21 protein-coding genes and 1 pseudogene are annotated in these 18158 nt (G+C 30.5%); 3 read left to right on the top strand and 19 right to left on the bottom strand.

What is annotated here, in order from left to right; translation table 11 throughout:
- Positions 1 to 143 precede the first annotated feature (143 nt).
- From CA_RS13050 to CA_RS13135, 16 genes and pseudogenes are all read right to left on the bottom strand, one after another.
- Positions 144 to 494 carry a reductase gene (locus CA_RS13050; RefSeq protein ID WP_010965840.1) on the bottom strand — a complete coding sequence of 117 codons (351 nt, stop codon included), beginning with the start codon at positions 492 to 494 and terminating at the stop codon, positions 144 to 146.
- A 382-nt stretch (positions 495 to 876) separates the two neighbouring features.
- Complete coding sequence (locus CA_RS13055) at positions 877 to 1725, bottom strand: TIGR02452 family protein (protein ID WP_010965841.1); 849 nt, start codon at positions 1723 to 1725, stop codon at positions 877 to 879.
- Positions 1726 to 1727: 2 nt separating this feature from the next.
- Entirely contained in the window at positions 1728 to 2690 is a 963-nt protein-coding gene (locus CA_RS13060; protein WP_010965842.1) for a DUF1848 domain-containing protein, read from the bottom strand.
- 44 nt (positions 2691 to 2734) lie between these two features.
- Positions 2735 to 3457 (bottom strand): viroplasmin family protein, encoded by a 723-nt coding sequence (locus tag CA_RS13065; RefSeq protein WP_010965843.1) that lies wholly within the window; start codon positions 3455 to 3457, stop codon positions 2735 to 2737.
- 419 nt (positions 3458 to 3876) lie between these two features.
- The gene (locus tag CA_RS13070) at positions 3877 to 4092 is read right to left on the bottom strand and encodes a helix-turn-helix domain-containing protein (RefSeq protein WP_010965844.1); all 216 of its coding nucleotides are present in this window, start codon (positions 4090 to 4092) and stop codon (positions 3877 to 3879) included.
- A gap of 10 nt (positions 4093 to 4102) precedes the next feature.
- Positions 4103 to 4579, bottom strand: a complete 477-nt coding sequence (locus tag CA_RS13075) for a DUF2975 domain-containing protein (protein WP_010965845.1) — start codon at positions 4577 to 4579, stop codon at positions 4103 to 4105.
- Between the two features lie 925 nt (positions 4580 to 5504).
- A complete protein-coding gene (locus tag CA_RS13085; protein WP_010965848.1) occupies positions 5505 to 7001 on the bottom strand; it encodes a glycoside hydrolase family 26 protein in 1497 nt (498 codons plus the stop codon).
- Between the two features lie 361 nt (positions 7002 to 7362).
- A complete protein-coding gene (locus tag CA_RS13090; protein ID WP_010965849.1) occupies positions 7363 to 7737 on the bottom strand; it encodes a DUF4440 domain-containing protein in 375 nt (124 codons plus the stop codon).
- The gene (locus tag CA_RS20130; RefSeq protein ID WP_171779420.1) at positions 7724 to 7867 is read right to left on the bottom strand and encodes a hypothetical protein; all 144 of its coding nucleotides are present in this window, start codon (positions 7865 to 7867) and stop codon (positions 7724 to 7726) included. The genes CA_RS13090 and CA_RS20130 overlap by 14 nt, the downstream gene beginning before the upstream one ends.
- Positions 7868 to 8669: 802 nt before the next feature.
- Positions 8670 to 9125, bottom strand: coding sequence for a GNAT family N-acetyltransferase (locus CA_RS13105; RefSeq protein WP_010965852.1), 456 nt, complete (start codon positions 9123 to 9125; stop codon positions 8670 to 8672).
- An 82-nt stretch (positions 9126 to 9207) separates the two neighbouring features.
- Positions 9208 to 9708, bottom strand: a complete 501-nt coding sequence (locus tag CA_RS13110; RefSeq protein ID WP_010965853.1) for a GNAT family N-acetyltransferase — start codon at positions 9706 to 9708, stop codon at positions 9208 to 9210.
- A gap of 156 nt (positions 9709 to 9864) precedes the next feature.
- Positions 9865 to 10242 (bottom strand): class I SAM-dependent methyltransferase, encoded by a 378-nt coding sequence (locus CA_RS13115; RefSeq protein ID WP_077836345.1) that lies wholly within the window; start codon positions 10240 to 10242, stop codon positions 9865 to 9867.
- Positions 10243 to 10308: 66 nt separating this feature from the next.
- Positions 10309 to 10523: pseudogene (locus CA_RS13120) on the bottom strand (MBL fold metallo-hydrolase); the annotation flags it as partial.
- A gap of 519 nt (positions 10524 to 11042) precedes the next feature.
- Positions 11043 to 12044 carry a GGGtGRT protein gene (locus CA_RS13125; protein ID WP_010965854.1) on the bottom strand — a complete coding sequence of 334 codons (1002 nt, stop codon included), beginning with the start codon at positions 12042 to 12044 and terminating at the stop codon, positions 11043 to 11045.
- A 21-nt stretch (positions 12045 to 12065) separates the two neighbouring features.
- Positions 12066 to 12758: an iron-sulfur cluster assembly scaffold protein gene (locus CA_RS13130; protein WP_010965855.1), complete on the bottom strand. Its 693-nt coding sequence runs from the start codon at positions 12756 to 12758 to the stop codon at positions 12066 to 12068.
- A 182-nt stretch (positions 12759 to 12940) separates the two neighbouring features.
- Positions 12941 to 13507 (bottom strand): class I SAM-dependent methyltransferase, encoded by a 567-nt coding sequence (locus tag CA_RS13135; RefSeq protein ID WP_010965856.1) that lies wholly within the window; start codon positions 13505 to 13507, stop codon positions 12941 to 12943.
- Between the two features lie 117 nt (positions 13508 to 13624).
- On the opposite strand from CA_RS13135, the gene CA_RS13140 reads away from it, so the two are divergent.
- Positions 13625 to 14287 (top strand): superoxide dismutase, encoded by a 663-nt coding sequence (locus CA_RS13140; protein ID WP_010965857.1) that lies wholly within the window; start codon positions 13625 to 13627, stop codon positions 14285 to 14287.
- A 27-nt stretch (positions 14288 to 14314) separates the two neighbouring features.
- Here CA_RS13140 and CA_RS13145 read toward each other — a convergent pair whose 3' ends face one another.
- Positions 14315 to 14668, bottom strand: a complete 354-nt coding sequence (locus CA_RS13145) for a winged helix-turn-helix transcriptional regulator (RefSeq protein WP_010965858.1) — start codon at positions 14666 to 14668, stop codon at positions 14315 to 14317.
- A 107-nt stretch (positions 14669 to 14775) separates the two neighbouring features.
- Here CA_RS13145 and CA_RS13150 point away from each other — a divergent pair, with 107 nt between their 5' ends.
- Together CA_RS13150 and CA_RS13155 are read left to right on the top strand one after the other, a co-directional pair.
- On the top strand, positions 14776 to 15171 hold the full coding sequence (locus tag CA_RS13150) for a pyridoxamine 5'-phosphate oxidase family protein (RefSeq protein WP_010965859.1): 396 nt from the start codon (positions 14776 to 14778) through the stop codon (positions 15169 to 15171).
- 272 nt (positions 15172 to 15443) lie between these two features.
- A complete protein-coding gene (locus CA_RS13155; protein ID WP_010965860.1) occupies positions 15444 to 16526 on the top strand; it encodes a glycoside hydrolase family 53 protein in 1083 nt (360 codons plus the stop codon).
- A 97-nt stretch (positions 16527 to 16623) separates the two neighbouring features.
- Here the strand turns inward: CA_RS13155 and CA_RS13160 are convergent, their stop codons facing one another.
- Together CA_RS13160 and CA_RS13165 are read right to left on the bottom strand one after the other, a co-directional pair.
- A complete protein-coding gene (locus CA_RS13160; RefSeq protein ID WP_010965861.1) occupies positions 16624 to 17127 on the bottom strand; it encodes a GNAT family N-acetyltransferase in 504 nt (167 codons plus the stop codon).
- Between the two features lie 102 nt (positions 17128 to 17229).
- Entirely contained in the window at positions 17230 to 18027 is a 798-nt protein-coding gene (locus CA_RS13165) for a phosphotransferase family protein (RefSeq protein ID WP_014518992.1), read from the bottom strand.
- Positions 18028 to 18158: the final 131 nt, after the last annotated feature.

Genomic DNA, 18158 nt, shown 5'->3' on the forward strand with positions numbered 1-18158 from the left:
ACTTTCAAAAATGCTATAGTTTGAAATAATTCCAACTATAGTTTTTATTGCCTCTTATATTAATCTTTTTTAAAGATACATAAATATAAAAAGCTTCTGCTTTAACCTATTATGGCTAAAGCAGAAGCTTTAACTTACACTGTTTAATTGTCTTCTTTTATCAATGTATCACCAATTTTAACATCAGAACCGCTAATATCTCCAAGCCTAATAGTTACTTTGTCACCTTTAGACGCTGAATTTACAACCTTACTTGTAGATCTATTTATAATTCCTTTTATAGTAACATCATCAACCTTGCTTCCATTATCTACAATTCTAACAACATCACCCTTATTTAAAGTGCCTTTATCAACACTTCCTACTACAACTACCCCCACATCACTTGTTATTCTCATGTTAGTTATCTTAACCTGTGCTTGACCAGAGGTGCAGGACATTAATGCAAAACTTATAATTACAACTACCATTGCTAGTAAAATTCTTTTATTCATTCTTTATAGATCACCTTACTTTTTAATATTATGTTCTCCATTTCCCAATACGTATTAAAACCATTTTAAATAATTATAATTGCTAAAATAATCTTTTTAATTTCTTACCTCACTTTGTTTTCCCACTATGTAGCACATGAAAATATTACTACATATTTTGACCAGTATCAATACTGTTTTGTCATTTTTGTCATTATTATATTAAAAATAGCTATTTTTTTTATATTTTTTTATTGTAATTAAACTTTTATCATCTATGTATTTTTATTTTTTAACAAATTTCCTAATCTAATATAACAATAAAGCATAAAAAATGTGCATCAAATACAGAAACATCCTGTACTTTATGCACATTTGCGTTTTATTATGTTAGATTCTTATGTTATATAACTGAATTAAAATATTCTAATTCTTTTCGAAAAATATTTACTATCGTCATATTTCTATCATATATAGCAAAAACTATTTTTATATCTCTAAGCTTACTTATATTCTCTTTTAACTGCTGACAAAATATTTTTGCAACATCCGCTGGATTATTTCCAAACACACCACATCCAAATGCACCTAAAACAATAGCCTTGGGATTTTTACTTAAAGTTAATTTTATTATTTTCTTAATTCTAATATTCATAGCTTCTCTTATTTCACTTTCATTAATTCCCCTTTCTCTTGCCACTCTAGCATTTACAGCAGGGGAGGTTATAAACGAACATAATATGGGTTCACTTAAAAAATCTCCACTATCATCCCTAAAAATGGGTACATCCTTAGAATATATCATTTTGTCTGAGTATAGTGGATTTTTTTGCTCCTTATGAAACTCATAAAACTCTTCCTTATATTTTATAAGACATGGATAAATCGAGGATGCTCTAGCAATACTCTCTTCCTGTGCATTGGCACCTGACTGAAAGCCTCCACCAGGATTTTTTGCTGAGGCAAAATTAAGTGCAATAACATTACCACTAATTCCGCTGTTTCTCAATTCTATTATTGCATTAATAGTAGCATTATTTACAACAGTAAGTTCAGCCTTATCCAAAGAAGCATTTAATTTATTTCCTTCTTCATTTTTTAATTCACAAACTAACTCTGTACCCTCTATTGCTCTATCCGTAAAAGTTTTTATATCTATTTTTTCATTGGACTTATTAATGTAGTATCCATCATTAATTACACTTAAAGTTTCACTTGCTATATTTTTAAAGTTTTCTCTTTTATTTAACATTTCTATTCACCTTGCTTAATATTTTTAAATAAATCTAATTGTTTTTGTTTATTACCCTTTATGGATTCCATTTCGCGAACAGTTATTTTTTCATCACCCTTTAAAGTATAAGCTAAAGTTGGCGCTTTCGGATTATACTTTAAAATGCTATCGTTAAGAAGCTTTTCATTGAAATTTGCATAGCAATACAAGCAATGATGTTTACAGGTATTGTATTGTCCAATGTCTACACTTTTTACACATCCACACAATTCCCTTTGATTGTTATCTTTTTTAAGCTCTACTCCAAAATCTATTATTTTTGAAATTAAATTTTTATCTATACAGCTCCCTTTTTTTATTCCATAATCAGATAGGTCAATGCCTTCTGAGCAGGTTTCAATTATTATATTATGTTTATTAGCTATAATTGACAGCTGTTTTGCTACTTGCCTCATACTCTTTTCATCCATTTTATGTATGTTTAAACACCTAGTATTTATTTCAGTTTTTTTATACAAATCTAAAAAACTTATAATGCATTTATCTGTATATCCTTCTAATTTATCACAAAACCTTTCAAACCACCGATAATGATATTCCTTAGTATAAAAATCATTTAAAAATATAGGATCATATCGCCATATAATTTTTTCTTTTCCAATTTTTTTTGAAAGTATTCTAAATGTATCTATAATATCTTTTTTCTTTCTAGTCATACGTTCTACATCGTTTCTATATGAAGTTATTGTAAATTGAAAATAATATTTAAATTCATTCAGCTCATCTAACCTTTTTAACATCGGCTCTGCGTCTTTAGTCCAGAATACAAATAAATCTACAGTTTCTTTGTTAAGTTCTACTTTACTTACTTTTCTCTCATTAAAAGGATTTATGACGTATACGAAACCTTCTTTTAATCTATTGAAAAACCATTCGCTATAAAATGCGGGTATATCTGTTCTCCTACTTACACTTAATATCATAACTCACTTAACTTCTCTCTTAATCTCTATAAATCAAACCCTAACTAATACTCTACAATGGCCTTTTTAGCGGCTTCATCTGCTAAATCATTATATTTGCTTTCATAGCTATGGCCTTTAACTTTAACAAAATAAATATTTAGCTCCTTGCTTATGTCCTCTATAAATTTAACATAACCTTGCGTAAACTCATTTTTGGCTTTCCATTCACCTGTTGCCCACAAAGCTATGTTCTTTAAATCATGATATATTGCTACATTCTTTGTACCAAACTCCTTAGCCTTAGTTAATGCAAGCTTTGTTGCTTCTAATTCTCCTACAATATTCCACTGATCCCACGTGTCGCGACCTGCTGTTGAATAAACCTTAAATTCATCATTTTCTCCTAAAACTATAACTCCTGAACCATATAGCTTTTTTAATTTATCATAACTTCCATCTACAAAAGCAATGAATTCATACTCTTCTTTTATTGTATCTGGTTCTACAAAGGTTTTTGAACTTTTCACTTTTGCTTTACTTTTTATTGGAGTTATATCGTATCCACTTTTCAATGGTATATTTTGATTAAATTTAGGCACTGGTTCTTCATTATTTATATCTAAATTTACACATCCCTCTAAATAAACTTCCGCTTCTTCTCTAGTTACAAAACCCTTATATTTTGCATTTGGGTATCCTGAAACGTACTGCACGCACTCATCCCAAGTTTTAAATATTCCTGTTTTTCTGCCTTCCTTTACTGCATAAAAGTTCTTCTTCGCCATTCTAATTCTCCTTTTAAGTATAATCATTCTTATATAAACAAAATATGTAGTAAGCCTCTCTTCCTATAAAAACATTAGAATATTATATTGTTTTATAAAACGCACCATAAAATTTTGTATACAAACTCATGAATAAAGAAATTATAACATAAGCTGATATAAATTAGAAAACTTAATAAAAATTAATAGTGTATAATAGATATCATTTAGTGTTCCATTCAATGCACACAAAAAATTTATCCAAACTTAAAAAGAGGCAAGTCCTATGGATTAGATACTTGTGATTAGAGACTTACCTTTTTGTTTACATGTAACCTGTGTACAACCTATTAATAATTATGTGTGTAATTCATAGTATAAGAGAATTGGGAATCAAGATAATATACTATTAGTACAAACCCCTTACGTTTACGATATTATTAAGTATCACTATCTCTTTTATATTCTAAAATATCTCCTGGCTGACATTCTAAAGCCTTACAGATTGCTTCTAAAGTTGATAACCTTATAGCTTTTGCCTTTCCATTCTTTAGTATAGAAAGATTCGCCATGGTTATTCCAACCTTATCTGTAAGTTCCGTTACACTCATTTTTCTTTTAGCAAGCATAACATCAATATTAATTATAATCGCCATATTATTCACCTCACACTGTTAAATCATTTTCTGACTTTATATCTATAGCTTCTTGTAAAAGTCTTTGAAGAACAGCAGAGAATACTGATATTACCAATGAAGCAAATATAGGGACCATTCCAATTATTATAAGACCTGGTGCATCATCTTTATCTGCTAAAAGATAAACGAATGGCATTGTTGCCATATATAGGATACTGATTGCAATTGTACAGTGTTTTATATTGTTTAAGGCTTTGACAGAAATTTGTGAGAAAGCCTTGTTTTCATCAATATAACTTAAAAGTCTAAAAGTGCTATACAATGCAATGTAAAAAGGTATCACTGATGCATATATACCTATTAAAATAGGATATAGTACATAGGCATAATTAAGGTTTACTGGGTTGTTAGCTAACCAATATACCCCAAATACACACAAAGCGAGAATAGGAATTCCAATAAAAATAACAGCTAATTTTAAAAAAAGTGTTGTTCCTCGGTTCATAAAAATCACCTCTCTTATTTATTACACTTATATATTAGCAAACCATTTATCGTAAATCAATAAAAAAATATTCTAAATCAATATATTTTTATTTTAATTGCTAATATGCTCTTGTATGGATAAATAAGGGAGTTTTCCTGTATAATTGGCAAAGTTTGCTTTTGAATTCACATTATTCTCAAAAAGCATACGAAACTAAAAATGCCATATCTAAGCTCCAAAAGACACGTATTTTTCTCAACCCATAGTTACGTCTTTTGGTCTTATCACTCTCAATAAGTGCCTTAGTTTCCTGAATTTCAAGTTCATACCATGGCATAAAGCATACGGTTATGCAAAGATTTCTAAAGTTTAAACATGGATTAAGTTGGGTATGTCATTCCTGCTTTTTAGTCTTCATATAATACGTCAAGGTTATGTCTAATATATTCCCATTGAATCAAGTCCTCATTCTGCATATCAGTGATTTTTTTCTCAACTTCATCAACTACTTCCTGTATAACAATATATACTTTATCAGTTATTGAAATACGATGGTTTAACACCTTTGTTTTTGGAATACCATTACAAAGATACCAACCTTGAGAAGTACGGTCCAAACAGGTATCTGTTTCTTTAACTTTTAATATAATTGTATAAAATATTCTTCAACCTTCATCTGATAATCGTAGAACTTTATTACTGCTGTTATGTATGTATTTACTGTATTACCTTCTAAAACATTCTTTGAAGGTCTGCTCTCATTCTAATCCCCCCTTACAATATTCCTCTTATTACATAGTGTACTATATACTACTTGTTATTCAATATAATTTAATAGTTACTTATGCATAAAAAGAATAGATAGATCATGCATATATTACCATGTATTCTATCTATTATATTAGTTTATATATTAACCCTACTTTCTATTTCATATAAACCATTAGTTTGAAAAATTCATATTGTCAACATAGAATGTCCACTCACCTGGCTGATATGTGTTTCCATCTATTAAAAACTTAACTGCAGATATATTGTTCTTATCAATGGCAGCTGAAGTTAAATTAGAGATTGGTATAGTTACCTGTTGCCACCCTGAATTTGAAGCAGTAACATAATCCGTAAGCTCTACTGGATTTGTTTCATTTCCCCATACGTCACGCAATTTAATTCTTGCTTTTGAATTTGAGTCTCCTAGTATATAGAATTTTAAATAAGTTGTTCTTGTTAAATTCTTTCCTGCATTACAGCCTACATCGCTATAAGGCTCTAATCCGGTACTAAATTCAGAGGTTGGTATTGAAGCTCCAGCATATCCATTATAAGAAGTGTGCTTAAAGTGAAATTTAAGTGAACTGTTTCCCTCATATTTCACTTGAGTAGACATAGGTACATTGTTCCACTGAGAAGAGGCTTCAATACTGCTTCCTGAGCCACCCCACACTGAGCTATAATTCCAGCTTCCATCATTATTAGCATCCTCATAGGCCCAATTAAAACTTGTAGGTACCGGTCCCATAATAGCTGACTTATATGCTGATAACACATCGGAGTTTGAATTAACTGTCCAATCTGTTTCCTTATTTTCATTGAACCAAATAACTGCATCTATTAAAGGATAACTTGATCTTATTCTGTTATAGGCATCTGTAATCCAAGCTGCCTTATCACCACCCTTATTAGCTGAACCAATCTCAGGAATAAAAATTGGTTTATTATATGCCTTTAAGACATTATATGCTTGTCCAAAGATTTGATCAAAAGATTGCCAACTGCTTCCCCACGATTGAGTTGTTCCCCAATTATAGCCATCAATTGAAAGTATGTCTACATAATCATTTCCGGGATACGCTGCCATATAGTCAGTATTATTTCCAACACTATTACTATTTACATTATACATAAACTTAATGTTCGTGGCACCTTCATTTCTAAAAATTTCTACAACATGCTGATAAGCTCTTTTATATTGATCATAACTATTTACAGTTCCATTATTATATCCCGTTGCCCAGCTATACCAATTACCATTAACCTCATGCATTAACCTTATTACCATTGGTTTATTGTAGTTTTTAAGATCACTTGCCATTTGCCTTATATAATCGTCCTTAGATCCATTACTTATTTGATCATCTGTAATACCTTGTGGTTCCCAAGTTAAAATAAGCTGTGCTCCGTCCTCATAAACTGAGTCAACATTTGCTTTAAATGCATTAAATGAAGTAGAAAAATTAATAAACATGTTTACATAATCCATTTTTTTGTCTTGGGCTTCCTGAAGCTTATTGATTGCTTCTGTGGTTGGCCATTGACCAAGCCACGCACCATTTCTGAGCGGCTCTCCTGTCGTTGTAGCACCAACTTTTAATGCTCCCCATCCTACACTTGCCATTGTTATTGCAGCTACAATTAATAATTTTGAAATTTTACTTTTCATAATATTCCTCCTTGCTTTTTAAAAGCTTTATATTGTTAAATAATATTTAAAAGACCTCCAATTTATTTTTTTCAAGGTGGCTTTTAAGGTTATTTTTTAACATTTATACTATATATATGGACACATAGCTCATATATTGCATTTTTATTATACCATGATTTTACATTTAATCAATATATTTGTAGCAATTATTACGTTAAAATTTTAACATTACACATTTTGAATTTTTTTTATCAATTCATCCCCAAAAAAGTAAAAAAAGGCCACACATTATTAACAATTAATAAATAATGCGGCTTCTTTTAATAATTTTTAGAAAATTCTTTAGTATATTTATATCTCTTAATCAATATGATTTCTTCTAACTTTTTGATATCATCGTTCCTTGATGAAAAATCATTTTCCACTTGCCTTCAAAACACTTCCATATGGAGCTACGAAGTGAATATTTTTTATTTTGGTTTAATTCATTATGTTTTATTAATCCATAGGTTGCTAATACACAGTCATTGCTCAATTGCTTTATTTTAAAATCTGTTATCTCCCAGTCCATCTCTTCTAAGTTAGTCCCTTCATCCATTGCTTGTCCGTGAACGTATTTATATATGTACCCTGAACTGCAAAATTCAGTAAAGCCATCTGCCAATAATTCACTTGTCCTTGCTTCACATTGTCTTATTTCAGGCTTTAATAAGTCATTTTCAAGTTTTAATATATGTTTTTTAAGTAAGTCCATTTATTATCCCCACCTTCTCTTTTCCATCAATAATTGCTGTATACTGACCTGCAACAACAACCGTATATTCATCAAATTCATGCTTATGTTCTTTAGACACTCTATCTGAATAGCATGTCCAAAAAGCCATCTGACTACCATCTGACTACCATCCGCACCTTCAAAGTAATATCCATCAATATCTTCTGTATTTTGTTGATTGCTACTAATATGATTCTTTTTATTTTTCATAAACTCTGGGAAATCCTTCAACTTTAATCGCCTCCATAAAATTTTCTTTAAATTTCTTCAAAATATTATACACTCCCCCCTATTTATTCATATAATTACTCTACACCTTCTTTATAATCAAACACACAGTAAAAGGTAAGTGTTCATATATTTTTGTTTATTTTTAGATAAACCCATATTCTATATACCATTTTTTAAACTTTATTTTCATCTATTATTCCTATTGATATTTCTTTTCCTCCAAATATATCATCTATTTCTTTATTATTAATAATGGTAATTCAATATAATTTCTTTATTCCTTTTAAATGTTGAATATGTATTCCCATATGTCCTATAATTGTTTAAACAATCAATAAGACAACCTTTCCGTAGATACCTAATCCAACAAACTTCATATACTAACATAAGCAAAAATGATACTATGAGCCACAAACTCCATATTGATAATTGCTGTATATTAAAATCACTAAAAACTAATACACTACATGTACAAAATATTTGCCCTTCACGCTCAGATAATAACAATATCTTATTTTCTTTAATATCATTTGAGTCTACTGGTTAGTTCTTACTCCAAATCCTATTGGGAATAAATAACATTAATAAATATATTAATCCTACATAGGAAAACCCTAAATGCCCAAACATATTGTAATGTACCTCCACAGAACTAAATAATTATCCATTCAATTAGTCAATCATAATAATTCTTTCTTCATACATACGCTATTTGTATTTCCTATATATGGCTCGTAATTTTCTATTATTTGATACCCAGTATTTTTATACAAATTAATAGCTTCATATTGTTTTATTCCTGTTTCTAATATGGCATATTTATACCCTTTTACTTTACCTAATTTCTCTAACTCATTAACTATTATTTTTGATAACCCTTGTCCTCTGTTCTCCTTTACTACAAATATTCGTTTTAATTCTATACACTCAACATTCTGTTCCTTAAATGCTCCACAGGCGACAGGTGCTTCATCCTTGTAAATAAGTATCACATCATTTATATAATCAACTCTGTTATGCTTATTATATTGCTTTTGCAATTCTCCATATCGTTCATTAAGGTCATCGTTTAATAGTTTTATAAGTTTAATAAAATCAATATTTTTACTATTAGTGTGTAATATATTTATACTCATTTTATGTAGCCTCCATTAATACTTTATTTAGTCATAATCTAAAAGACTGTTACATTTATAAATTAGGTTAATACACATATGGCTATTTTTGAATAGCCATACAATAACATCCCCACATTTCATCTTTATATGGGAATTCCTTCTCCATATACTTTTCATCAACAAATCCTACATTTTGATAACAATAATGAGCAGTTGAATTATTGTCAAAAACTTTTAGTGTCACTCTTGATACATTCAATATTTCAAACGCATATTTTATCGCTTGATTTATCATTTGTTTTCCAAATCCACTACTTCTTTTCGATGAATCAACAATAATAAAACCAAGATGTACACTATCATTTTCATAATCAGCTTTTGACATTGACATGAATCCAATTGGTGTTCCTTTTTTATCAATAGCAGTAAATAGCCATCCCTTTTCATTATTTTCAAAACTTTCTTGTATTTTATTCATTGATTCTTCTGTAAAAGGATATGTTATTAAATTAGCACACCACTTCACAAATTCTTCCTCACTACTTATCCAAGTAACAATATATTTTGCGTCACATGATCTATATGGTCTTAACCTTACCATTTTATATCTCCTTTAATTCATATATTATAAATTTTTATTTTACCTTTTAAGAATACTATTCATTAGAGTATATTCTTCCACTTTCTTCTTTCATAAGTATAATATGTATATGATATTTCACCATCAATTATTTTATCTATTACAGTAATATATATTTTATCTACATAAGGAAATTACTTGTTCAGTAATATAATTCTCCCCATTAATCACATCTATGTTATAACTATCTAGTATCTGTTTATCAATAGTATTTGCTATGATTAAATACTTTTCTGTTCTATTACTGGGAAATCGTATTTCTAAACTAAAAGACTTTACAAGTTTAAAATTATATTTTTCCGCTAATTCAATAAACTGACCTCTTATATAAAATTTTACATGTTCATCATCTTTCATATTCATATATATATCTAAAATATCATCATTTTCATTTGGTTTAGGGTCTGAAACAAAAAATACTCCACCAGATTTTACTACTCTACTTATCTCTTTAAAAGTTCTATCAATATTGGGAAAGTGATGTGTAATGCGTATCTTGTTACAACATAATCAAAGACATTATTTTCAAAAGGAAACTTTACTCCGTTGTAATCTACAAATTGTATGGTCATCATGTCCATGTGAAATAACTATACTATTTATATGTTTTAAATCCACACCTAACACATTGGCATTTTTAATAAATAAATCTGAATATCCAACGTCTAATAATAGTCTAACCTCTCCATCTTCAATATAATATGAAACAGCAGGTTCACCACAATAATATTGGTCAATATATGTATTATATTATCTACTAAAACTTTCAACTTCATATTTCCGCCTCCCCTTAATTTAAGTAATATAGAAATTATATCACCATTTTCACATTGCTTATACTAATTGTAAATAAGTATATAATTTTATATTAAAGGATTTATTTTTCATTTTCTTATTTACCTTATCTTTCACCACGTTTTATTAAAATTTAATACTTTTTGCTTAAACCTTAAAAATTCTTTAGAATTTTTCTATCTATGTTGGCAAATAAAAAAGCGACCCATCCTCTCCCAATTTTTGTATCATAATAAAACTCTCCAAAAACGGACACGCTAAAAAGCCCAATATTAAGCCATTTCTGACCCGATACGGGGCATATTCCCTATCTATTTTTCCCAAACTTTTTATGAGTTTGAGATGTAGATGGGGATGTTTATTTTAATGATACACTAATCACACCTATAGATGTTATTAGCTTTTATGCATAAAAAATACACACATCCATAGATATTAAAATCCATTAGATATGTGTATTTAAAACAACTTTTTACTACACCGTTACGCCAAATTTTCTATTATTTACTCATAGCTTCTTCAACAGCAACTGCTACTGCAACTGAAGCTCCAACCATTGGGTTGTTACCCATTCCTATAAGACCCATCATTTCAACGTGAGCTGGAACTGATGAAGATCCTGCGAATTGAGCATCTGAATGCATTCTTCCCATAGTATCAGTCATACCATATGAAGCAGGACCTGCTGCCATATTGTCTGGGTGAAGAGTTCTTCCAGTACCACCACCTGATGCAACTGAGAAGTATTTCTTTCCTTGAGCCATACATTCTTTTTTGTATGTTCCTGCAACTGGATGTTGGAATCTAGTTGGGTTTGTTGAGTTTCCAGTTATTGATACGTCAACGCCTTCATGGTGCATTATTGCAACACCTTCTCTAACGTCGTCTGCTCCGTAGCATCTAACTTTTGCTCTTTCACCATCTGAATAAGCAGTTTCTTTAACTATTTTAAGTTCTCCTGTATAATAGTCAAATTTAGTTTGAACATATGTGAAACCATTGATTCTTGAGATTATGAATGCAGCATCTTTTCCAAGACCGTTTAATATAACTCTTAATGGTTTTTTTCTTGCTTTGTTTGCTGAGTTAGCAAGTCCAATTGCACCTTCAGCAGCTGCAAAAGATTCATGTCCTGCTAAGAATGCGAAACAATCAGTTTCTTCTCTTAGAAGCATTGCAGCAAGATTTCCGTGTCCAAGTCCAACTTTTCTGTCATCTGCAACTGAACCAGGGATACAGAATGCTTGTAATCCTTCTCCTATAGCTTCAGCAGCTTCAGCAGCTTTAGTACATCCTTTTTTTATTGCTATTGCAGCTCCAACTGTGTAAGCCCAACATGCATTTTCAAAGCAAATTGGTTGGATGCCTTTAACTATATTATAAGCGTCTACGCCTTTTTCATCGCAAACAGCTTTAGCTTCTTCTATTGAATTAATACCGTATTTCTTTAATACTGGTAATATTTGGTCTACTCTTCTTTCATAACTTTCAAATAATGCCATAACAATCTTCTCCTCCTATCCTTATTCGTGTCTTGGATCGATAACTTTTGCAGCTTCTGCAAATCTTCCGTATGTACCTGTAGCTTTTTCTATAGCTTCTGCAGGCTCGATTCCCTTTTTGATGAAATCCATCATTTTTCCAAAGCTTACGAATTCATATCCGATAACTTCATTATTTTTATCAAGAGCTATGTGTTTAACATATCCTTCTGCCATTTCAAGATATCTAGTTCCCTTAGCTTTAGTTCCGTACATAGTACCAACTTGGCTTCTAAGTCCTTTTCCTAAATCTTCAAGACCTGCTCCTACTGGAAGTCCACCTTCTGAGAATGCAGTTTGAGTTCTTCCATAAGCTATTTGTAAGAATAATTCTCTCATAGCTGTATTTATAGCATCACAAACAAGGTCAGTGTTTAATGCTTCTAATATAGTTTTTCCTGGAAGAATTTCTGATGCCATAGCAGCTGAATGAGTCATTCCTGAACATCCTATTGTTTCAACTAATGCTTCCTCGATTACGCCTTCTTTAACATTTAAAGTTAATTTACAAGCACCCTGCTGAGGAGCACACCAACCAATTCCGTGTGTTAAACCTGATATATCTTTTACTTCTTTAGCTTGTACCCATTTTCCTTCTTCTGGTATTGGAGCTGGTCCATGGTTTGGTCCTTTAGCAACGCATACCATTCTATCAACTTCTGCTGAATAAATCATATTTATTTCTCCTTCCTTACAACTAATTATATGGTTTTTTTAACAAACATCACTCAAGGTAATACTTGTCAACAAATTGTTACATAACCCCTACTATTGTAACAAATAAGTAACTGACTAACAATATGTTTTTATAAATTTATCTTCTTATAGTGGTATTTTTTGTGTAATATTTAACAAAGTTATACCCTTCTTTCTATTACTAGGAGCTCAGGGGGACAATTTACTTGATTTATAAATTGGGCCTTAAAAACATTATATTTCCTTTGATTTAATTTAGAACATAGTTTATAAAGAGCTTCTTTTTCCACCCTTCCTTCCTCATGTCCATGATAGATATTTATGATAATAACACCATTTCTATAAAGAAGTTTTAATAATTTTTTAACAGCCTCAAGTGTGGTCTCACTTTTTGTGGTTATAATATGGCTTTCTCCTGGAAGATATCCTAAGTTAAATACTGCAGCTTTTATATTTTCTCTTATGTATTTATCTAGATTTTCATGTCCATCTTTTATTAACTTTACTATTTTAATATTCCCAGAGGCCTCTAATTTTCTTTTTGTACTCAAAAGAGCTTTCTCTTGAATATCAAAGGCATAAACCCTTCCTTTATCTTTAACAATTTCACATAAAAAATCGGTATCATTACCATTACCAGCAGTACAATCAACCGCCGTGTCTCCCGGCTTCAAAACCTTCATTAGTATATCTTTTGATATTCCAATAGAATTATTAAAGTTGTCCATTAGTTACATGCATCTCCAGTCCTAACCTTTTAAAACATTAGAGATCTAATACCTCTTGTTAACTTTATAGTAAAACATTTCATATTATATAGTAACACAAATTTTTAGGAGTATAAAATGATAACTGAAAAGAAATATAATTTTAATTCACTAGCTGGTTTTAGTAATGAACTTTTAAAAGCTCATTATGATATATATGTAAACTATATTAACGATTTAAATAAACTGTGGAAAGTATCCTATACTCCTGGTTTTAGAAGCGATGATACTAATCACTCTTTAATGAGAAGCCTAAAATCAAAAGAAATATATACTCTAAATGGGATAAAACTTCACGAACTATACTTTGAAAATATGACAGGTAAAAATACAAAGCCCTATGGACCTATTTTAAAGGAGATAGGAAAACAATTTTCTTCTTATAACAATTTTATTTCTTATTTAACTGAAGTTGCTATTTCCATGAAGGGTTGGGTAATACTTTCTATAGATTCCTTAGATGGAAGGTTTCATTTATTTGGAAATGATTTTCATGATACAAGTGCAATTTTAGCCTCTCACCCACTAATGGTTTTAGATGTTCAGGAGCATTCTTATTTTAAGGATTTTATTAATGATAAAGGTAAATATGTTGAAACTTTTATTAATAATCTTGACTGGAAAATATTAAATGATAGGTTCAAAGCCTATATTTTTCAAAATAAATTAAGGACTCTATCTAGATCTGACGGTGACTTTGGAGTATGTCCCTTTATGTCTATGCAGGATACCTTTTATTAAACCATTAAGAACAATGGAATGTAATTATTATCCATTGTTCTTATTTTTAATTGACTTTATATATTTGTCTCCCCAAATTCTAAATTGCTCTAGTACTGGTCTAAACTCTTCTCCCAAATCTGTTAAAGAATACTCTACCCTAGGAGGTATTTCAGAATAAACATGCCTCCTTATGAGTCCATATTTTTCAAGCATTCTTAGTTGCTTTGTAAGTGTTGCTTCCGTTATATCTCCAATTTTTCTTCTAAGCTCTCCGTAACGCATAGGACCCTCATCTAGATTATGCATAATTAATATTGACCATTTTCCCGAAAACACCTTTTGTGCTGTAAAATATGGGCATTTTCCAAAAAGATCATTGCTCTCATTAATAGTATCCATTTGATACTTACCTCCATAAAAAATCGTACTTGTTATTTCATTTGTACATGTTACTATTATTGTTGTATAGTAAATATTAACACATAAATATGAGAGGAGCAATAATTATGAAAAGAGCATTAGAATTTTTAAAAGAATGTGGAGTTTTTTACTTAGCAACTAATGAAGGTGACCAACCAAGAGTTAGACCTTTTGGTGCTGTTTTTGAGTATGAAGGAAAATTATACATTGTTTCAAACAACACAAAAAAATGTTTTAAGCAAATGATACAAAATCCTAAGGTTGAAATTTCAGGTATGAATAAAAAAGGACAATGGATTCGTCTTACTGGCGAGGTTGCAAATGATGATAGGCGAGAGGTAAAGGAGCTTGCGCTTGAAGCTGTTCCATCTTTAAAAAATATGTACAGTGTTGACGATGGTATTTTCGCAGTTTTATATTTTACAAAAGGCGAAGGAACTATATGTTCATTTAAGGGCGAAAATGAAACTTTCTCACTATAATTTCCTAAATTATATCTAAAAAGCTATTTTTAATAATTAGAGTACTGACTTTAAGTACAGTACTCTATTAAAAGAATATCTCATACCATTACTCTTTCATATTTTGATCAATTCAATGTAGTTTTTGATAAAGTGATTTACATTTATGTTTTTTATTGTTATAATTTTGTAAAAGAGTATTTTAACCTTATACTTAGTTACTCTCAAAACTCTTTTTAGAAAACGATTTCTTAATTAAGAAAATCTAAACTTACTAAATGGAGGGATATGTTGTGTTAAAAAAATTAATTAAACGCATTTCACTAATGCTACTTGGAACAGGCTTAATAATTAATTCAGCTTTTTTTTCTATAAGTACAAGTGCAAATACTTTTGCAAATGGTGCTGACATTGGATGGTTAAACCAATTAGAAAATAACGGCGTGAAGTGGCAGGATACTAATGGACAAAGGAAAGACGCTCTTCAAATCTTAAAAAATCATGGTATAAACTCAGTAAGGCTAAGAGTATTTGTAAACCCACCTTCTAATTTTGTATGGACAAAAAACGATGGATCAAAGTGCCTTTTAGGCTATGGCGATACAAAAGGAGTAGTTTATATGGCTCAAAGGGCTAAGAATCTTGGAATGAAAGTAATGATTGATTTCCATTACAGTGATCATTTTGCCGATCCAGCTTATCAAGACAAGCCAGCTGCATGGATAAATGATAATTTTAATCAATTGCAAAAGGATGTTTATTCCCATACAAGCTATGTAATGACAGCTCTTAAGAATGCAGGTATAACGCCTGATTGGGTTCAAGTAGGCAATGAAACTAACTCTGGTATGCTTTGGCCGGATGGAAATTATCGTAACTTTAATAAATGGGCTGCCCTAATTAATCAAGGTTATAGTGCAATAAAATACGTAAGCCCAACTTCAAAGGTTATAATTCACTTATCAAGCGGTGCAAATAACAGTCTTTATAGAAGTGTATTCGATGGTCTCACAAAAGCCGGTGCTAAATTTGATGTGATAGGCATGTCTTATTATCCTTATTGGGATAAAGTTAACTACACACAAAACATTAACAATTTAAGCTATAATCTAAATGATATGGCTTCTCGCTATCATAAACAAGTTATGATTTGTGAAATTGGTGGTTTAGAGAATGATTCTACTAACACATATAATATGATCAAACAGGTTATATCTAAGGTAAAAGCTGTACCAGGCAGCAATGGTCTAGGTGTATTTTACTGGGAACCCGAAGCAAACTCAAGCGTTTTACCAGATGCATATCCATTGGGCTCAACCAGTAAAGTTTCTAATAATGTTTTAAGATTTACAAATGCTATAAACGCTTTTAATTAGAAATACTTAAAAGACAAAAAAGCTTTGTTTTAAATGAGCCTAAAAATGTTTGTTTAAAACAAAGCTTTATTATATTCAAATAGCACCTATATCACTTTTAAGCTTTAGAGAACCTTCCCATTAATACAAGATCCTTATAGCCATCCTCTGCCTTTATGGCATTTTTCTTTCTTCCCTCTTCAATAAAACCAAACTTTTTATATAGAGAAATTGCCTTAAAATTGTCATGAAACACTTCTAAATCTATCTTTTCAATTGCGTTTTCCTCTGCCCATTCAAAAACTCTTTTTATAATTAAGCTCCCTATTCCTTTTCCAGAATACTCCTTTAAAATTGTTATTCCAAATAATGCAGTATGTCTTAGCATACTTAAGCTACTTCTCTTTAAAGTAGCACTTCCTACTATTTTTCCGTCCACCTCTACAACTATAAAAAGCTCTGTATTTTTTATGTACTCCTGCTCGTCTTCAACTGTAAAATTAAATTCCTCTGGTGTTCTCTCAAAGAATGGAGACTCCTTAATAACCTGCTTAACTAATCGTATTATTTGGTATGCATCTCCTTCTTCTGCCCTTCTAATAACTAAACTTTCGCTTTGCATAACTTTCTCCCCCCATCAAAAATCTTCTAAAGCTTATTTCAAAAAATAAACCTAGCTTTCATCATTTGTTTTTCTATGTGAAATATGAAAATAAAATACTTCCTATTTCATCTTCATATCAATAAACTTTAGTAAGTCCACCTTTTCACTTTTAGGAAGCCATTCATTAAGTCTTGCCGCTGCTATTGGAAGTTCCCACTCCTCTATCTGTTCCTTATTAATTCCAGTTATCTTCATGTAGTGCTTTATATATCCTGAATAAAATCTATTCCTAACAAACTTTATAATCTTCTTTTCAGCACTTCTTTTAACTGGTGAAGCACCAAACTTAAGCATTACTGACGTTCTTGCTATATCTGCTATTCTACTTCCCTTACTTGCTGTCATCCAATCGATTATTACTTCTCCCTCTTCTGTTATAAGTACATTATCAGGATGAAAATCCCCATGGCATAACAAATCATCATCCTTAAGTTCATCAATATAATCATATAGTCTTTTCTTTATATCCTCTTCTAATAATTCAGTTTTCGAGATATTTTCTTTAAGCGTAGTCTTATAGTCCGGCAGCTCAAAATCTACTGGTTTTTGAATTGCCTCATGGAGCTCAGCTAAACGCTGTGCCTCTTTTTTTACCTTCCAGGGCTTAGACGATATAACTTCCATCATTGTAGTACCATTAACTTTTTCGTATATAATTCCTTTTCTATCATCAACTTCTACAAGATCATATACCTTAGGAACCAATTTCATCTTTTTAGAAAGATTAAAGCTCACCTCATATTCATTTTCAATGTTTTTTTCAGGGAGATCTTTCCTAAAAAGCTTTAATATTTTATCCTGTCCATATTCAAATACCTCAGATGTCTTTCCCTGTGCAATTAATTTTCCTTTATTCAATTTCAATCCTTCCTTCATATTACAATCTTTATTCCGTATATAATGCAATTTTGTCACAGTGTCCTTCATCGTTATTTAACGACGATGTGGTTATAAACTTTTATTCAAGGTGACAAACCCAACTTCTAATA

The sequence above is a fragment of the Clostridium acetobutylicum ATCC 824 genome (assembly GCF_000008765.1).
GTDB classification, from domain to species: domain Bacteria; phylum Bacillota; class Clostridia; order Clostridiales; family Clostridiaceae; genus Clostridium_S; species Clostridium_S acetobutylicum.

What these genes read in the sequence shown, in the direction of transcription:
- CA_RS13090 (WP_010965849.1), bottom strand. Translation starts at nt 7,737, where the DNA reads ATGGACTTACTTAAAAAACATATATTAAAACTTGAAAATGACTTATTA.
- CA_RS13145 (WP_010965858.1), bottom strand. Translation starts at nt 14,668, where the DNA reads ATGGATACTATTAATGAGAGCAATGATCTTTTTGGAAAATGCCCATAT.
- CA_RS13140 (WP_010965857.1), top strand. Translation starts at nt 13,625, where the DNA reads ATGATAACTGAAAAGAAATATAATTTTAATTCACTAGCTGGTTTTAGT.
- CA_RS13070 (WP_010965844.1), bottom strand. Translation starts at nt 4,092, where the DNA reads ATGGCGATTATAATTAATATTGATGTTATGCTTGCTAAAAGAAAAATG.
- CA_RS13085 (WP_010965848.1), bottom strand. Translation starts at nt 7,001, where the DNA reads ATGAAAAGTAAAATTTCAAAATTATTAATTGTAGCTGCAATAACAATG.
- CA_RS13050 (WP_010965840.1), bottom strand. Translation starts at nt 494, where the DNA reads ATGAATAAAAGAATTTTACTAGCAATGGTAGTTGTAATTATAAGTTTT.
- CA_RS13135 (WP_010965856.1), bottom strand. Translation starts at nt 13,507, where the DNA reads ATGGACAACTTTAATAATTCTATTGGAATATCAAAAGATATACTAATG.
- CA_RS20130 (WP_171779420.1), bottom strand. Translation starts at nt 7,867, where the DNA reads ATGGCTTTTTGGACATGCTATTCAGATAGAGTGTCTAAAGAACATAAG.
- CA_RS13055 (WP_010965841.1), bottom strand. Translation starts at nt 1,725, where the DNA reads ATGTTAAATAAAAGAGAAAACTTTAAAAATATAGCAAGTGAAACTTTA.
- CA_RS13110 (WP_010965853.1), bottom strand. Translation starts at nt 9,708, where the DNA reads ATGGTAAGGTTAAGACCATATAGATCATGTGACGCAAAATATATTGTT.
- CA_RS13075 (WP_010965845.1), bottom strand. Translation starts at nt 4,579, where the DNA reads ATGAACCGAGGAACAACACTTTTTTTAAAATTAGCTGTTATTTTTATT.
- CA_RS13125 (WP_010965854.1), bottom strand. Translation starts at nt 12,044, where the DNA reads ATGGCATTATTTGAAAGTTATGAAAGAAGAGTAGACCAAATATTACCA.
- CA_RS13160 (WP_010965861.1), bottom strand. Translation starts at nt 17,127, where the DNA reads ATGCAAAGCGAAAGTTTAGTTATTAGAAGGGCAGAAGAAGGAGATGCA.
- CA_RS13150 (WP_010965859.1), top strand. Translation starts at nt 14,776, where the DNA reads ATGAAAAGAGCATTAGAATTTTTAAAAGAATGTGGAGTTTTTTACTTA.
- CA_RS13060 (WP_010965842.1), bottom strand. Translation starts at nt 2,690, where the DNA reads ATGATATTAAGTGTAAGTAGGAGAACAGATATACCCGCATTTTATAGC.
- CA_RS13065 (WP_010965843.1), bottom strand. Translation starts at nt 3,457, where the DNA reads ATGGCGAAGAAGAACTTTTATGCAGTAAAGGAAGGCAGAAAAACAGGA.
- CA_RS13130 (WP_010965855.1), bottom strand. Translation starts at nt 12,758, where the DNA reads ATGATTTATTCAGCAGAAGTTGATAGAATGGTATGCGTTGCTAAAGGA.
- CA_RS13105 (WP_010965852.1), bottom strand. Translation starts at nt 9,125, where the DNA reads ATGAGTATAAATATATTACACACTAATAGTAAAAATATTGATTTTATT.